The sequence below is a fragment of the Kitasatospora sp. NEAU-CNBT7 genome, from assembly GCF_057220535.1.
The window spans coordinates 22,751-38,570 of the sequence record NZ_JBXQQB010000028.1; the positions used below are offsets into that span (position 1 = coordinate 22,751).

At 73.6% G+C, this 15,820-nt stretch carries 15 protein-coding genes; 6 read left to right on the forward strand and 9 right to left on the reverse strand.

The annotated features are described in order from the left end of the window. Positions 1-17 precede the first annotated feature (17 nt). Entirely contained in the window at positions 18-599 is a 582-nt protein-coding gene (locus tag AC2TEW_RS28960) for a hypothetical protein (RefSeq protein ID WP_484626317.1), read from the reverse strand. A gap of 47 nt (positions 600-646) precedes the next feature. Between AC2TEW_RS28960 and npdG the strand changes: the two genes are divergently transcribed. Beyond that, a complete protein-coding gene (gene npdG, locus AC2TEW_RS28965; RefSeq protein ID WP_484626318.1) occupies positions 647-1,354 on the forward strand; it encodes an NADPH-dependent F420 reductase in 708 nt (235 codons plus the stop codon). A 119-nt stretch (positions 1,355-1,473) separates the two neighbouring features. Then, a complete protein-coding gene (locus tag AC2TEW_RS28970; RefSeq protein WP_484626319.1) occupies positions 1,474-1,668 on the forward strand; it encodes a hypothetical protein in 195 nt (64 codons plus the stop codon). Positions 1,669-1,696: 28 nt separating this feature from the next. On the opposite strand, the gene AC2TEW_RS28975 is transcribed toward AC2TEW_RS28970, so the two are convergent. Beyond that, entirely contained in the window at positions 1,697-2,506 is an 810-nt protein-coding gene (locus AC2TEW_RS28975) for a site-2 protease family protein (protein ID WP_484626388.1), read from the reverse strand. A 198-nt stretch (positions 2,507-2,704) separates the two neighbouring features. On the opposite strand from AC2TEW_RS28975, the gene AC2TEW_RS28980 reads away from it, so the two are divergent. After that, positions 2,705-6,055, forward strand: coding sequence for an ATP-binding protein (locus tag AC2TEW_RS28980; RefSeq protein WP_484626320.1), 3,351 nt, complete (start codon positions 2,705-2,707; stop codon positions 6,053-6,055). A gap of 6 nt (positions 6,056-6,061) precedes the next feature. On the opposite strand, the gene AC2TEW_RS28985 is transcribed toward AC2TEW_RS28980, so the two are convergent. The 3 genes from AC2TEW_RS28985 to panB form a co-directional block, all read right to left on the reverse strand. Continuing rightward, the gene (locus AC2TEW_RS28985) at positions 6,062-6,871 is read right to left on the reverse strand and encodes an ABC transporter permease (protein WP_484626321.1); all 810 of its coding nucleotides are present in this window, start codon (positions 6,869-6,871) and stop codon (positions 6,062-6,064) included. Next, on the reverse strand, positions 6,868-7,887 hold the full coding sequence (locus AC2TEW_RS28990) for an ATP-binding cassette domain-containing protein (protein WP_484626322.1): 1,020 nt from the start codon (positions 7,885-7,887) through the stop codon (positions 6,868-6,870). The genes AC2TEW_RS28985 and AC2TEW_RS28990 overlap by 4 nt, the downstream gene beginning before the upstream one ends. A gap of 152 nt (positions 7,888-8,039) precedes the next feature. Then, entirely contained in the window at positions 8,040-8,936 is an 897-nt protein-coding gene (gene panB / locus AC2TEW_RS28995; RefSeq protein ID WP_484626323.1) for a 3-methyl-2-oxobutanoate hydroxymethyltransferase, read from the reverse strand. A 250-nt stretch (positions 8,937-9,186) separates the two neighbouring features. Here panB and AC2TEW_RS29000 point away from each other — a divergent pair, with 250 nt between their 5' ends. The 3 genes from AC2TEW_RS29000 (at position 9,187) to AC2TEW_RS29010 (ending at position 12,641) form a co-directional block, all read left to right on the forward strand. Further along, the gene (locus AC2TEW_RS29000; RefSeq protein WP_484626324.1) at positions 9,187-10,803 is read left to right on the forward strand and encodes an MFS transporter; all 1,617 of its coding nucleotides are present in this window, start codon (positions 9,187-9,189) and stop codon (positions 10,801-10,803) included. Between the two features lie 24 nt (positions 10,804-10,827). Then, complete coding sequence (locus AC2TEW_RS29005) at positions 10,828-11,496, forward strand: TetR-like C-terminal domain-containing protein (RefSeq protein ID WP_484626325.1); 669 nt, start codon at positions 10,828-10,830, stop codon at positions 11,494-11,496. A gap of 119 nt (positions 11,497-11,615) precedes the next feature. Beyond that, positions 11,616-12,641, forward strand: a complete 1,026-nt coding sequence (locus AC2TEW_RS29010) for an endonuclease/exonuclease/phosphatase family protein (protein ID WP_484626326.1) — start codon at positions 11,616-11,618, stop codon at positions 12,639-12,641. Positions 12,642-12,937: 296 nt separating this feature from the next. On the opposite strand, the gene AC2TEW_RS29015 is transcribed toward AC2TEW_RS29010, so the two are convergent. From AC2TEW_RS29015 to AC2TEW_RS29030, 4 genes are read right to left on the reverse strand one after another with little or no spacing between them, the layout of a single operon-like run. Beyond that, positions 12,938-13,567 (reverse strand): SMI1/KNR4 family protein, encoded by a 630-nt coding sequence (locus tag AC2TEW_RS29015; RefSeq protein ID WP_484626327.1) that lies wholly within the window; start codon positions 13,565-13,567, stop codon positions 12,938-12,940. Then, complete coding sequence (locus AC2TEW_RS29020) at positions 13,564-14,385, reverse strand: hypothetical protein (RefSeq protein WP_484626328.1); 822 nt, start codon at positions 14,383-14,385, stop codon at positions 13,564-13,566. Before AC2TEW_RS29020 ends, AC2TEW_RS29015 begins: the two co-directional genes overlap by 4 nt. A gap of 18 nt (positions 14,386-14,403) precedes the next feature. Next, positions 14,404-15,057, reverse strand: a complete 654-nt coding sequence (locus AC2TEW_RS29025; RefSeq protein ID WP_484626329.1) for a NucA/NucB deoxyribonuclease domain-containing protein — start codon at positions 15,055-15,057, stop codon at positions 14,404-14,406. Continuing rightward, complete coding sequence (locus AC2TEW_RS29030; RefSeq protein ID WP_484626330.1) at positions 15,054-15,782, reverse strand: WXG100-like domain-containing protein; 729 nt, start codon at positions 15,780-15,782, stop codon at positions 15,054-15,056. The genes AC2TEW_RS29025 and AC2TEW_RS29030 overlap by 4 nt, the downstream gene beginning before the upstream one ends. Between the last annotated feature and the right edge of the window lie 38 nt (positions 15,783-15,820).

The following is a 15,820-nucleotide window of genomic DNA, read 5'->3' on the forward strand; positions in this document are numbered from 1 at the left end:
TTACCGGCGGGCGCCGCTCACCAGCGCAGCGCCGCCGGCGCGGTCAGCAGCTCCGCCAGCCGGGCCAGCCGGCGGGTCCGCGCCGCCGGCGCCCCGGCCGCCGCACTGACCAGGTGCTGCACCAGGTCGAACGGCTCGCCCGCCAGGCCCGGCACCGCCAGCCGCTGGTGCGCCGACGCCGTCGGCCCGTCGGCGCCGCCGTCGAGGGCGAGCACCGTCGCGCCGCCGCGCCGGGCGTCCTCGACCCGCTCCAGCAGCACCTCGTCCGGCGCCGCGGGGGCCACCAGCAGCACGGTCGCCCCGCGCGGCCGCTCGGACAGCAGCCGCAGGCCCTGCGCGAGGTGGGCGGGCGCGCCCGCCGGCACGGTGTGCCGCAGCAGCGTCGGCGCCAGCAGCGCGGCCCCCGAGCGGGCCGCCTCCTCGTCCAGGTGCGCCGCCAGGTGCCACGGCTCGTACGCCTCGGTACCGACCAGCAGCAGCCCCCGGGAGGCGCGCCGGGTCACCGATCGGCGCAGCTCCCCGCCGAACTCCCGGGTCGACTCCAACCAGCCGCTGCCCGCCAGGCTCTCCCGGAGTGCCGAAACTCTCAGTGCGTCCATGGCGCACAGCGTGGAGCAGCCGCCCCGCCTTTGGCAGGATCTTCGGCATGACGCACCCCGATTCAGTGAACGCACCGGCCGCCGCCGCCGCCACCCCCGAGCGGCCCGAGGTATCCCAGTTGGTGGTCGGTGTCCTCGGCGGCACCGGGGACCAGGGCCGCGGCCTCGCCTACCGGCTGGCCGCCGCCGGACAGCAGGTGATCATCGGTTCCCGGACCGCCGACCGGGCCGAGGCCGCCGCCGCCGAGCTGGGCGCGGGGGTCCGCGGCGCGGACAACGCGACCTGCGCCCGGGAGAGCGACATCGTGATCGTCGCGGTGCCGTGGGACGGGCACGCCGACACCCTGCGCGCGCTGCGCACCGAGCTGGCCGGCAAGATCGTGGTGGACTGCGTCAACCCGCTCGGCTTCGACAAGCAGGGCGCCTACGCCCTCAAGCCCGAGGAGGGCAGCGCCGCCGAGCAGGCCGCCGCCCTGCTGCCGGACTCCCGGGTCACCGCCGCGTTCCACCACCTGTCGGCGGTGCTGCTGCAGGACCGGGAGATCGAGCGGATCGACACCGACGTGCTGGTGCTCGGCGACGAGCGGGCCGCCACCGACCTGGTGCAGGCGCTGGCCGAGAAGATCCCCGGGATGCGCGGGGTGTTCGCCGGCCGGCTCCGCAACGCCCACCAGGTCGAGGCGCTGGTGGCCAACCTGATCTCGGTCAACCGCCGCTACAAGGCCCACGCCGGCCTGCGGATCACCGACGTCTGAGCCGCGCACCCCGGCGCGCCGCACCGCCCGCACCACCCCGAAGGGGGCCCCTCGGCCGGTCGAGGGGCCCCCTTCGGGGACAATGGGCCCGACCGCGCATCCGACCCTGGAGCTCCGCCATGCCCCGCAACGCCCTGCTCGCCTCGCTCGTCCTCGTCCTCGCCGTGACGGCGGCGGTGATCTCCTTCGTGGAGGGCAACTGGTTCGGCGTGATCTGGGTGCTGATGGCCGGCGTCGCGAGCAACATGGCCTGGTTCTACGTCCGCAAGGAGCGCGCCGACCGGGCCCGCGCCGCCGAGGCCGGCCAGGGCTGAGCCACCGGGCCCGGGCCCGTCCGGCCGGTCAGGACCAGAAGCGGAACAGCGCGTCGCCGACCGCGACCAGGTAGTTCTCCACCCCGAACAGATCCATGATCCACAGCGCCAGGCGGCTCAGCCACTTGCCCGCCTCGGTCTGCCAGATCACCAGGAACAGCAGCAGCATCCCGTACGGCGCGAACGGCTCGACCGCGCGCCTGGTCCGGTAGGACAGCCACGGCTCGACGATCCCGTAGCCGTCCAGGCCCGGGACCGGCAGGAAGTTCAGGATCGCCGCAGTGATCTGCAGGTAGGCGAGGAAGGACAGCGCCGCCGGGAACGGCGCGACCGGCAGGTCGAAGCCGTTGACCGGGCTGGTCAGCCCCGGGTCGTCGAACAGGCCGCTGCCGACCAGCAGCAGCAGCCCGATGCCCAGCACCAGGTTGACCAGCGGCCCGGCCGCCGAGATCAGACTGTGCTTCAGCCGGCCGCGGATCCGGTGCCGCTCGATGAAGACCGCACCACCGGGCAGACCGATCCCGCCCATGATCACGAAGATCACCGGCAGCACGAAGCTCAGCACCGCGTGCGCGTACTTGAACGGGTTGAGGGTCAGGTAGCCCTTCGCCCCGATCGAGATGTCACCGCTGTGCAGGGCCGTCCTGGCGTGCGCGTACTCGTGCAGGCACAGCGACACCATCCAGCCCGCGACCACGAACAGGAAGACCCCGAAGCGGGAGTTGCCGTACCCCGCGGCCACCGCCCACGCGGACGTGCCCAGGATCGCGACCAGCACCAGGAAGACCGGGCTGATCCGGTTCTGACTGCTGTGGCGGTCGGTGGTGGCGAAGGTCATGTGGCGGGACTCCGGGACTGGCTCGGGCACGGGCGGGAAGCACGATCATGCCGGGTGCCGGCGGACCGGACAACCGTCCCCGGGTGAACGTACGGCACCCCGGACCCGTTCCGGCGCCGCGCACCACCCCGCCTGCCGCCCCGGACACCGGGCCGACAAAGGGCGTGCGGCACTCCGGCCGTCCACCAGAATGGTCCTGTGCACTACGGCATCCTCGGCACCACCACGGCCCACCACGACGACGGCACGCCCATCGCGCTCGGCGGGGCGAGGCTGCGCGCCCTGCTGGCCGCGCTGGTGCTGCGGCAGGGCCGGCCCGTCCCCGCCGAACTGCTGGTCGAGGAGGTCTGGGACGCCGACCCGCCGCAGGACTCCGCCGCCGCCCTGCAGACCCTGGTCGGCCGGCTGCGCCGCACCGTCGGCCGGGCCGAGATCGGCTCCGGCCCGGCCGGGTACTGGCTGACCGGCGCCGGCACCGACCTCGGCGACTTCCAGCGCCTCGCCGACCAGGGCCGCCGGGCCCTCGCCGACGGCGACCACGCCCGGGCCGCCGACGACCTGCACACCGCCCTCGCCCTGTGGCGCGGCCCCGCGCTGGCCGACCTGCCCGACCGCAGCGGCCCCGCCGCCCGGCTGGAGGCCCGCCGCGACGAGGCGCGCCGGCACCGGATCACCGCCGACCTCGCCCTCGGCCGGGCCGGCCGGGTCACCGGCGAACTCGCCGAACTCTGCGCCGGGCGCCCGCTCGACGAACAGCTCCAGGCCCTGCTGATCCGCGCCCTGCACCAGGACGGCCGCACCGCCGAGGCCCTGCAGCAGTACGAGAGCGCGCGGCGCGCCCTCGCCGACCAGCTCGGCGCCGACCCCGGCTCGGCCCTGCAGGCCCTGCACCGCGAACTGCTCGCCCCCGCCGCGCCCGCCGCCGCTGCCGCCCCCGCACCGGCCGCCCCCGCCGCCCCGGCGGCCCGCCCGGCCCGCCCCGGCGGCAACCTGCGCCCCCGGCTGACCAGCTTCGTCGGCCGCGACGGCGACCTCGCCGCCCTCGGCCGGGCCCTCGCCTCCGGCCGGCTCACCACCCTCACCGGGCCGGGCGGCTCCGGCAAGACCCGGCTCTCGGTCGAGGCCGGCCGCGCCGCCCAGGCCGACGGCGCCTGGCCGGACGGCGTCTGGCTGGCCGAACTCGCCCCGCTGGAGGACCCGGCCGCCGTCCCCGGCGCGGTGCTCTCCGCACTCGGCCTGCGCGAGACCGTGCTGCACGCCGGCAGCGCCGTCGCCGAGGCGATCGAGGGACGCGAGACGGACCCGCTGCGCCGGCTGGTCGACCACTGCGGCCGCCGCCGGATGCTGCTGGTCCTGGACAACTGCGAGCACCTGATCCAGGCCGCCGCCGACCTCGCCGACCGGCTGCTCGCCGAGTGCCCCGGCCTCACCGTGCTGGCCACCAGCCGGGAGCCGCTCGGCGTCCCCGGCGAACGGGTGCTGCCGGTCGAGCCGCTCCCCGACGCCGCCGCGCTGCGCCTGCTGGCCGAGCGCGGCGCCGCCGCCCGCCCCCGCTTCGACCCCGCCGAGGACCCGCAGGCCTGCGCCGAGATCTGCCGCCGCCTCGACGGACTCCCGCTCGCCATCGAACTCGCCGCCGCCCGCCTGCGCGGCCTGACCCCCCGCCAGATAGCCGACCGGCTGGACGGCCGGTTCGCCCTGCTCACCGCCGGCTCCCGGACCCTGCTGCCGCGCCAGCAGACCCTGCGCGCGGTGGTCGACTGGAGCTGGGACCTGCTCGGCAAACGCGAACGCGCGGTGCTGCGCCGGCTCTCGGTCTTCGCCGGCGGCTGCACCCTGGAGAGCGCCGAGCAGGTCCTCGCCGACGAGGCCGACGTCCCCGCCGAGGAGGTCGCCGACCTGCTGCTGTCCCTGGTCGACAAGTCGCTGGTGGTCGCCGGGCTCGGCGAGGAGCCCAGGTACTGGATGCTGGAGACCATCCACGAGTACGCCGCCGAGCGGCTCGCCGAGGCCGGCGAGGCCGGCCGGGTCGCGGACCGGCACACCGCCTGGCACCGGGACCTGGTCCGCACCGCCGACCGCAACCTGCGCGGCCCCGCCCAGGTGCACTGGCTGGCCGTGCTGGAGCGCGAACAGGACAACGTCCGGGCCGCGCTGCGCCGGGCGGTCGACACCGGCGACGAGCAGCAGGCGCTGGTCATCGCGCTGGCGGTGAGCTGGTTCTGGTCGCTGCGCAACTACCGCGAGGAGGCGTGCGTCTGGTACGAGCTGGTGTCCGGGCTCGGCCCCGACCCGTTCGCGGCGGACGCGCCGGCGCCGGTGCCGCTGGAGCTGGACCCGCTGGCGGTGCCGCTGCCGCTGCCGCGCGAGCAGCTGGAGGAGGCCCGCCGCCAGGTCCACCTGCACTGGCTGGTGGCCCGGTTCACCGCCAACATGACCACGCTCGGCGATCCGGAGACGGCCGCCCGGGCGCGGCGGGTGCTCGAGGTGTACACCCCCGATCTGCCGCAGTCGTACCGCGCCCCGGTGCTGATGCGGGTGTTCGCGGCCTTCCTGTCGGGCGAGATCGGCGAGCTGCGGGCCCTGCTGGACGACGCCGTGGCCGGGGCCCGCCGCCACGGCCGGCCGCACGACCTGGGGTTCGCGCTGGGCATCCGGGCCCGGCTGCTGAACGACTGGGTGGGCGGCCTGGACCAGGCGGTGCGCGACAGCGACGAGGCGCTCGCGCTGGCGGTGCGCACCGGCGACCCGTGGGCGATGTCCGAGGCGTACTCCTCGAAGGCCGAGCACGCGGCCAAGCGCGGCGACGCGGCCGGCGCCACCGAGGCGTACCGGCGGGCGATCGAACTGGCCGAGGAGATCGGCTCGCCCCAGGAGGTGCCGCTGCTGCAGGCCAGGCTCGGCGAGGCGCTGTACGAGCTGGACCCGGTGGAGGGCGAGCGGCTGATCAGGGCCGCGGTGGGCGCGGTCGACCGGCGCGATCAGGCGGCCGACGGCGCGATGCTGTACGGCCGGCTGCTGCTGTGCAACATCCACGTGGGGCGCGAGGAGTACCGGGAGGCGGCCGAGGAGCTGGACCGGCTGGAGGCCGATCAGCGCAGCTTCGGCCCGCTCTCGCCGGAGGTCTTCGAGGCGATCGTGCTCTGCCTGCGCGGCTGGGTGGCCGCCCGCTCCGGGGACCCGGAGCGCGGGCTCGCGCTGCTGGGCGACAGCCGGCGGGGGATCAGCGGGGTCAGCGGCCTGATCACGGTCTTCGCCGAGCACATGACCATGATGCTGCTGCTGCCCGCATCCGGGATCCTGCTGGAGTACGCCACCGCCACCGGCGACCGCGGCGTCGCCCGCCGCGCGGCCGTGATGCTCGGCGCGCACCTGACCCTGCACGGGGCGATGGGCTCGCTGATGGAACGGGCCGAGCGGGTCCGCACCGCGGAGCGGCTGACGGCGCTGCTCGGCGCAGAGGAGTTCCACGACGCACGCGAGGAGGGCGGCCGCCTCGGACTGACCGAGGCGACCACCCTGCTGGACGAGCACTGGCACGCGTCCTAGGGAGTACTAGGTGCGCTTGCGGAAGCGGGCGACCGCGAGCGGGGCGGTGACCGCGGTGATCACCGCGGAGCAGACCAGCACCACGGTCACCGAGTGGGCGAGCGGGCCGCCGTTGATCAGGCTGCGGCAGGCGTCGGCCAGGGCGGAGAGCGGGTTGTACTCGGTGAAGGCCTGCAGCCAGCCCGGCATGGTGGTGGTGGGCGCGAAGATCGAGCTGCCGAACTGCAGCGGCATGATCACCAGCATCCCGACGCCCTGGACGGCCTGGGCGCTGCGCAGCGACATCCCGAGCAGCATCGAGATCCACACGATCGACATGCCGAACACCAGGGACAGGCCGACCGCCGCGAGCAGTTCCAGGACGCCGGTCTTGATCTGCAGGCCGATCAGCATGGAGAAGCCGATCAGGATGGTGAAGGAGACCAGCGCCCGGCAGGTCTCCGCCGCGATCTTGGAGAGCAGGACCGCGGACCGCCCGATCGGCAGGGTCCGGAAGCGGTCCATCACCCCGCTCTGGAAGTCGCTGTTCAGCCCGGTGCCGACGGACATCGCCAGGTTGAGGCCGGTGGTGCCGAGCAGGCCCGGGATCATGTACTGGATGTAGTCCTGCTGGCTGCCGGAGACCGCGCCGCCGAAGACGTAGACGAACAGCACGGTGAAGATGATCGGGATCAGCAGGGCGTCCAGCATGGACTCCGGGTCGGCCTTGATCCGCATCAGGTTGCGCCGGGTCAGCGCGCCGACGTGGCGCAGGTTGGCCCGCAGGCCGATCCGGGAGTCGTCGAGGTGGCCGGGGGCCAGGGTCGCGGCGCTCATGCCACGGTCTCCTTCGGGAGGGTCGGGGCGGTGTCGGCCGCGGCGGCGGCGGGCTTGCCGGTGATGGCCAGGAAGACCTCGTCCAGGCTGGGCAGCAGGGTGTCGATGCCCGCGACGGCGAAGCCGCGGGTGCCCAGCACGCCGATCACGGTGGTGAGCTGGTCGTCGGCGGTGAGCGGTACCGAGAGCAGCCCGGTGTCGGCGGAGAAGGTGGCGCGCAGGCCGGTCTCGTGCAGGCAGCGGGCCATCTCCGGCAGTTCCGCCGGGTGGACCGGGCGGACCTGCAGGGTCTGCCCGCCGACCTGGGTCTTCAGCTCGGCGATGCCGCCGCCCGCGATCACCCGGCCGCGGTCGATGACGGTCAGCTCGTGGGCGAGCTGCTCCGCCTCCTCCATGTACTGGGTGGTGAGCAGGACGGTGGCGCCCTCGCCGACCATCCGCTGCACCTCGTCCCAGACCTCGTTGCGGGTGCGCGGGTCGAGGCCGGTGGTGGGCTCGTCCAGGTAGAGCACCTTGGGCCGGCCGATCATGGAGGCGGCCAGGTCGAGCCGGCGGCGCATGCCGCCGGAGTAGGTCTTGGCGGGGCGCTTGGCGGCCTCGGTGAGGGAGAAGCGTTCCAGCAGCTCGCCGGCCCGGGACTTGGACTCCTTGGCGGAGAGGTCCAGCAGGCGGCCGATCAGGTAGAGGTTCTCGTAGCCGGAGAGCAGCTCGTCCACGGAGGCGTACTGGCCGGTCAGGCCGATGGTGCGGCGCAGCTGCTTGGGCTGGCGCAGCACGTCGTAGCCGCCGACGAAGGCGCTGCCGGCGTCCGGCTTGATCAGCGTGGAGAGCACCCGGACCAGGGTGGTCTTGCCGGCGCCGTTGGGGCCGAGCAGGCCGAGCACGGTGCCTTCGCGGACGGTGAGGTCGACGCCGTCGAGCGCCTTCGTCGAGCCGTAGTGCTTGACGATGCCGCGGACCTCGACGGCGTTGGTGCGGTCTCCCCGGTCGTTCGGGGCGGTGGCGATTCCTGTCATGCCGTCAGACTGCCCGGCGCCGCTGTCAGCCCGCTGTCAGCGCTCTGTCGCCGCTGACAGCGGGCTGTCGCCCCGCGGCGGGACCCCGGCCGAGGCTGCCGGCGGGGCCGGTTCGAAGCGGTGCTCCGCCGCCGGGAAGGTGCCGGCGGGGCCTACTTGAAGCTGTGCTCCGCCGCCGGGAAGGTGCCGGCGGTGACCTCGGCGGCGAACTCGCGGGCGGCCTCGCCGAGGACGGCCCGCAGGTTGGCGTACTGCTTGACGAACTTCGGCACCCGGCCCGCGGTCATGCCGGCCATGTCGGTCCAGACCAGCACCTGGGCGTCGGTCCCGGCGCCGGCGCCGATGCCGACGGTCGGGATCATCAGCTGCTCGGTGACCTGGGCGGCCAGCTCGGCCGGGACGGCTTCCAGGACCACCGCGAAGGCGCCGGCCTGCTGGACCGCCTTGGCGTCGCGCAGCAGCTGGTGGGCCGCCTCGTCGCCGCGGCCCTGGACCGGGTAGCCGCCGAGCGCGTGCACCGACTGCGGGGTCAGGCCGATGTGGGCCATCACCGGGATGCCGGCCTCGACCAGCAGCTCGATCGAGCGGGCGCTGCGCTCGCCGCCCTCCAGCTTGACCGCGCCGACCCCGGCCTCCTTCATCAGCCGGGCGGCGTTGTGCATGGCCTGGGCGGCCGACTCCTGGTACGAGCCGAACGGCATGTCGCCGACCACCATGGCCCGCTTGGTGCCGCGGACCACGGCGGCCGAGAGCATCACCATCTGGTCCATGGTGACCGGGACGGTGGTCTCGTAGCCGAGGTGGCAGTTGCCGGCCGAGTCGCCGACCAGCAGCACCGGGATCCCGGCCTCGTCGAAGACCCCGGCGGTCAGCGCGTCGTAGGCGGTCAGCATCGACCACCGCTCGCCGCGCTGCTTGGCGGCGGCGAGGTCGCGGACGGTCACCCGGCGGTTGGTCACGCCGCCGTACAGGGTGGCCGGGCCCCGGTCCGCGGCGGGCTGCGGGGCGGGTGCCTGCGCGGGGGCAGGCGAAAGCGGAGAAGCGTTCATCGAACAGGCTCCTGAGGGGTTGTCGTCTCGTGGCGCCGTGCGGCGTCCCCGGATCTGCTCCCATGCTTGCACGGCCGGGCCCGGGCGCAAAGAGCGGTGCACGGTGGGTTCCGGCACGGTCCTTTTACCGGAAGTTTGCGATACGGGTCTGTCTCGTATCGAAATCAGGGCTACCCTGGACCCGAGGGGTTGCGAGACGAATCCGACTCGTAAGTCCGGACATCCTCGTACGGACAGGGAAGACAGACCCATGACCACCGCTGCCGCCACGCCGCGCGTGTCCGAAGCCATCCACCGCCGCCGCTGGGCCATCCTGAGCACCCTGGTGCTCGCCCTGCTGGTCGTGGTGCTCGACAACTCGATCCTCAACGTCGCGATGAAGACCATCGCCACCCCGGCCCCCACCGGCCTGGGCGCCAGCCAGAGCGACCTGGAATGGTCGATCAACTCCTACACGCTGGTCTTCGCCGGCCTGCTGTTCACCGCCGGCCTGCTCGGCGACCGGCTCGGCCGCAAGTGGACCCTGCTCGGCGGCATGCTCGTGTTCGGCCTCGGCTCGCTGCTCTCCGCCTTCGCCGACTCGCCCGGCCAGCTGATCACCTTCCGCGCCGTGATGGGACTCGGCGGTGCCTTCGTGATGCCCGCCACGCTGGCGATCATCATGAACGTCTTCGAGCGGCACGAGCAGCCCAAGGCGATCGGCATCTGGGCCGGCGCGGTCGGCCTCGCCATCGCCATCGGCCCGATCACCGGCGGCCTGCTCATCGAGCACTTCTGGTGGGGCTCGGTCTTCCTGGTCAACGTGCCGATCGTGGCCCTCGCCCTGGTCGTGATGGCACTGCTGGTGCCCAACTCCAAGGACCCCAACCCGGGCCGGCTCGACCCGGTCGGCGTGCTGCTGTCGATCATCGGCCTGGTCGCGCTGATCTACGGCATCATCAAGGGCGGCGAACTGGCCGACTTCACCGACGCCGCCGCCTGGGTGCCGATCCTGATCGGCCTGCTGGCGCTGGCCGCCTTCGTCGTCTTCGAGAAGCGCACCTCGCACCCGGCGCTGGACATCACCTGGTTCCGCAACAAGGTCTTCTCGGCCTCGGTCGTGGTGATCGGCGTGATCTTCTTCGCGCTGATGGGCGTCTCCTTCTTCGGCGTCTTCTACACCCAGAGCGTGCGCGGCTACAGCGCGCTGCAGGCCGGCCTGCTGATGCTGCCGCTGGCCGGCGCCCAGATGGTGTTCGCCCCGCGGGCCCGCCTGGTGGTCGACCGCTTCGGCGTCCGCGCCACCTGCGCCGCCGGTATGGCGCTGGTCGCGGCCGGGTTCTTCGGCTACCTCACGCTGGGCGTCTCCACCCCGATCTGGGTGCTGATCGTGCTCGGCTTCGTGATGGGCGCCGGCATGGCCCACGTGATGCCCCCGGTCACCGTCGCGATCATGGGCTCGCTCCCCCGGGAGAAGGCCGGCGCCGGCTCCGCCCTGAACAACACCTTCCGCCAGGTCGGCGGCTCGCTCGGGGTCGCCATCCTCGGCGCGGTGCTCTCCACCGTCTACCGGGACGGCATGGCCGACCGGCTCGCCGCCCTGCCGCCCGCCCTGCGCGACAAGGCCGGCGAGTCGCTGGAGGCCACCGTCGCCATCGCCAACGGCACCCACAACCCCGGCCTGATCGGGCCCGCCCAGGACTCCTTCGTGCACGCCATGCACGTGGTGGCGGGCCTGTCCGGCGGCATCACCGCCGTCGGCGCCCTGATCGCCCTCCTGCTGCTGCCGGGCCGCAGCACCCCCGGCACCCCCGCCGGACCGGGCCGCCCGGCCGCCGCCGAGGACGGCCGCCCGGCCGCCGCCGGGCAGCGTCCCGCACAGGTCTGACCTCGGGCCATGGACAATAGCGGCATGCAGACCGACACCCCGGCCGCCCGCCGCGCCCCCGAGGCCGGCCCCGCCAAGGAGCCCTGCGCTCCCCGGCGGGGCCGGCCCCGCAGCGAGGCCGCGGAGCAGGCCATCTTCGCCGCCGTCGAGCAGCTCATGGAGGACGGCGTCGGCCTCGCCGAGCTCTCCATCGAGCGGGTCGCCGCCGCGGCCGGGGTCGGCAAGGCCACCATCTACCGCCGCTGGCCGAACATGGAGGCCCTGCTGGTCGACGTGGTCGCCCGGCTGGAGGCGCCGCCGCCGCAGCTCACCGGCGGCTCGGTCCACGACGACCTGGTCGGCATGGTCGACTACATGCGCAAGCGCGGCCTGGCCAAGCGCTCCCGCTGGGTCCTCAAGTCCGCCCTCGGCCAGATGAACGACTGGCCCGAGCTGCGCGCCATCTACCAGGAGCGGGTGGTGAAACCGCGCCGCGAACTGGTCCGCACCATCGTCCGCCGCGGCGTCGACGAAGGGGTGCTGCGCGCCGACCTCGACCAGGAACTGGTCTGCGAGGTGCTGATCGGCCCGATCCTGCTGCGGACCATCCTGTGGGACGACGCCCCGCTGGACGACCCCGGCCTGGCCCGCCAGATGATCGACGCGGTGCTGAACGGCGTCGGCGCCCACCCGCCGCGTGGCGAATCCCACTGATCCGGTGCGTGCCGGAACCTTGTCGGAGGGGAGCGACGTCTGTCCCGTCATAGGCTGAGCCGAGAATCAGACTAAATCGGCATCAGCCGGGCGGAACGGGTTTGTGCGGAGGAGTGGCGATGGTGCAGGCGGACAGTCCGGCGGCGGCCGCGGGGAGCGGGCCGCCGGAGTCCGAACCCGGCGGACGGCTGCGGGCCCTGCGCCGCCGCCTCGACCCGTGGCTGGAACCGCGCCGCGGCTGGATCATCGCCACCCTGGCCGTCCTGCTCGCCCTGGTCCTCGGCTTCCACGCCGAGATCCCCAACACCGTCGGCAACCTCGGCAGCCTGCTGGAGACCTTCCTGCCCTGGCTCGGCCTCGCCCTGCCCGTCCTGCTGGCCCTGGCCCTGTGGCGGCGCTCCGCGGTTGCGGTGACCGCCGTCCTGCTCCCGGCCGTGGTCTGGGTCAACCTGTTCGGCGGGCTGCTCACCGACAAGAGCTCCGGCAAGGGCGACTTCACCGTCCTGACCCACAACGTGGCCGCCGCCAACGCGGACCCGGCCGGCACCCTGCGGCTGCTCAACGGCTCCGGCGCGCAGATCATCGCCCTGGAGGAGCTGGCCTCCGGGGCCGCCCAGACGTACGGCAAGGGCCTGGCCGCCAAGTACCCGTACCACGTGGTCGAGGGCACCGTCGGACTGTGGTCCAGCTACCCGATCCAGGGCACCTCGGTGGTGGACATCAAGATCGGCTGGACCCGGGCCTTCCGGGCCGAGGTGACCACCCCCAAGGGTCCGCTGGCCGTGTACGTGGCCCACCTGCCCTCCGTCCGGGTGAACTTCGACGGCGGCTTCACCGCCGGACAGCGGGACGTCAGCGCCCAGGCCCTCGGCAACGCCATCGAGGCCGAGCCGATCAAGAAGGTGCTGCTGATGGGCGACCTCAACGGCACCATGAACGACCGCAGCCTCGCCCCGATCAGCGCCCAGATGCGCTCCGCCCACGGCGCGGCCGGCGACGGCTTCGGCTTCTCCTGGCCGGCCTCCTTCCCGATGGCCCGGATCGACCAGATCCTCAGCAAGGGCGGCCTACAGCCCACCGACTCCCGGGTGCTGCCCGCCGACGGCAGCGACCACCGCGCGGTCGCCGCCGACTACCGGTACTGACGCCCGCGGCCCCGCACCCGGCCCGCGGCCCAACACGGCACACTGCCCCGCACGGCACGCTGCCCGGCGGGTCCGGGGCGGGACCGGCCGGGCAGCGGACCGTCATCGGCGGGCCCCCGCCGGGCCGACGACCGGGGGATGGCTCCACGGGTTCGGGTCCCAAGACTGGCAGGGGACCCAGGAATTCGCCAGGGTGAATTTGAGTCGTCCACGGCGCAGCTGGGGTGAATGACCGAAAGACGGCGAAACCCCCGGCCGGCCGTGGACGGGCCGGACCGGGGGCCCAGGGTCGTGGATCAGCCCGCGCTGAGGTTGATGGTCGCGCCGTCCGGCAGGTTGTGGACCTGCTGCGCGACCGGCCCGCGGATCCGCATCGCGGTCACCGCGTCCCGCACCGCGAAGTTGTCGAACTCGTAGCCGCCGCCCGCCACGAAGAACTGCAGCGGGACCAGCCGCTGGCCGGGCTCCAGCGGACCGTTCTGCTGCTGGAAGGCGTACGCGAAGTTGGACGCCGCGTTGACCTCCGGGTCCGCCAGCAGCCACTGCGCCCACGACTCCAGGCTGGTGCCCAGCACCTCCACCTCGGCGGTCTCCGGGTCGAACACCACCACCTCGGCGCCGTCCATCACCGCGAACTGGTTGCCGAAGATGTCCTGGCCGAAGCAGAACAGCCCGTCGGCCAGGCCGTCGTAGGTGTCCTTCCAGGTGTTCTCCTCGTTCCAGCTCAGCAGGTCGGGGCCGAGCCCCTCCTCGCCGACCCGGAAGACCTGCACCCCGGCGTTGAACGCGAAGAAGCCGTTCAGCCGGGAGACCAGGGCGCCCAGCTCGGCCAGCGGGCCGCCCTCCACCCCGAAGTCCAGCTCGGTGGACGGCCCCATCGGCCCCCGGGCGCGGCCGAGCAGCTGCTCCAGCGCACTCTGGGTCATTTCGGGTCACTCCTCGCTTCGGGGCCGATCGGCCGGGTCAGATAGTGCTCACGCACCCGGTCGGTGACGACCGGGCGCAGGGCGGGTTGCAGGACCATCGAGTCGGGGATGGCGTCCCAGCGCATGTAGGGCCACCAGCGCCCGTGAGCGGCCAGCAGCATTCTCTCACCGGCCTCCACCGCCCCCTCGACGGCGTACCAGCCCGCCAGCCACAGCAGGGCGTCGTACTCCTCGGGCAGCTCGCCGGCGTCCTCGACCAGCGCGCGGGCCCGCGGGAAGTCATTGGTGTTCTTCAACGCCGTCCAGGCGAGCTTCCGGTCCCGCTCGCCCAGCGAGCCGAACTCCCGCTCCAGGAGCTGCCCGCCGATGACGCCGTCGGCGGACCTGACCGGGCCGCCCCAGCCGTGCGCGCTCGGCAGCAGCTGCCCCACCGGGCGGAGCGCCAGCTCGTCGGCCCGCCACAGCAGCGACTCGCCGAGCACCCGGTCCTGCGGCACCAGTGCGGCGGCGGCCCGCATCCGCGGTCCGGCGGGCACCCCGGCGTGCAGTTCGGCGGCCAGGAAGGAGTCGTCGAACGGCACGTCCTGGTCGCACAGCTCACCGCCGAGCGGCGCCTGGCGGGTGATCAGCGTCTCGGCCAGCTCGGCCGCCTCGGCGAACCGGTCGTGCCAGAACAGGATCTGGATGGCGGCCGCCCCGGCCTCCCAGGCCGGATCCGGTTCGCCCGCGGGGTCGGTCGCCAGGGCGAGCAACTGCGGCAGCAGCTCCCGGAACCTCCCGTGCCGTGCCTGCGAGATCAGCTGCTCAGCCGCGTTCACGTACATCACCCCTCGCCGTCACCGTACCCGTATTCGCACCCTGGCATTGTGGGGCAGGCCGTGCAGGGCACTGCCCATCGCCGATCCCGAGCCGCGGTTGTCGGAGTCGGAGATGTACTTCACGCTGGCGCCCTTGCCGCCCTCCCGGAACATCGCCGGGGGGTACTCGTCCCGGTCCTGCGGCGGCGCGGTGGGGATGCCGCGCAGCGATTCGGCCCGGTTGGCGTCCGCGTTCGGCCGGTCGATGGTCAGGACCGACGGCTTGGCCGGACCGGTCCGGGACCGTCCGCCGCGCCAGATCGTGCCGTTCTGCGCCTCGCGGATGTGCTGCGCCGACTCCGGGTACTTCGAGGAGTCGATCACCATCTCGGCGTCGTAGTCGCCGCGGACCCCGAGGTGCCCCGCGATCCGGGTGCGGGCGTCGTGCTGGCGGACCATCCGCTTGCGGGCGCCCTTGCCGGTCATCCCGTCGTTCTTGGCGATCTTCTCGGCCAGCGCGATGATCTGCTTGGCGTGGGCGTCGTCCGCGTCCTTCAGGTTCTTCACGACCTGCTTCGCGCCGTGTCCGGCCTGCTCGTACATCTCCGAGACCGCCCTGGCGGCGTCCTTGCTGATGGTCCGGCCGACCCGCTGGGCGGCGTCCTCCAGGGCCTTGGCGATGGGGTGCGTCAACTGAACGACACCCCCGAGGTCGCCGTGGCGAAGGCACTCGCGTGGCCGGCCACCTGGTCGGAGTGGCGCTGGAGTTCGGCGGCGTGCGCGAGCATCCGGTCGGGGTCGACCCGGAAGCCCTGGCCGACCGCCCCGCCGCCTGCCGCCGCGCCGACCGCCGACTGCACGCCCTTGAACACCAGCCCGGTCAGCGCCCGGGTGACGGCCTCCTCCAGCGGGGCGACCGCCCGCTCCACCAGCATGCCGACCACCTGGTCCTCGGCCTCCTGGATGATCTCCTTGACGATCCGGCGCTGGACCTCGGCGAGCGCGGCCTCGGCCGCGGCGGAGGCGCCGAGGGTCACCACGGCGGTGGCTGCCGCGGCCGCCAGTTCGGCGGCCATGATGCCGAGTTGGGTGATGACCGCGAGTTTGGCCGCCACGATCACGTCGGCGGCGATGTCCAGCGCCGTGGCGGAGGCGTTGCAGACCTGGACGAGGTCGTCCATGTGGTCCTCGGACATCCGGGCCCAGCGCTCGGCCAGCTGCTCGTACGAACTGGCCTGGTAGGCGTCGGCCATGGCGCGGATGGTGGCGGTGGCCGCCTGGTGGGTGCCGTCGATGTTGACGGCGAACTGCCGTACGTGGTCGGCGAACTCGCGGACGCCGTCCTCGTTGACCTGCGGCCAGTTCAGGCCGAGCAGGTCCATCACGAAGACCAGTTCACCGGGTAGTTCGATGGCCATGAATGATGACCCCCCGTCATCGCTCCCGTGACACCTCG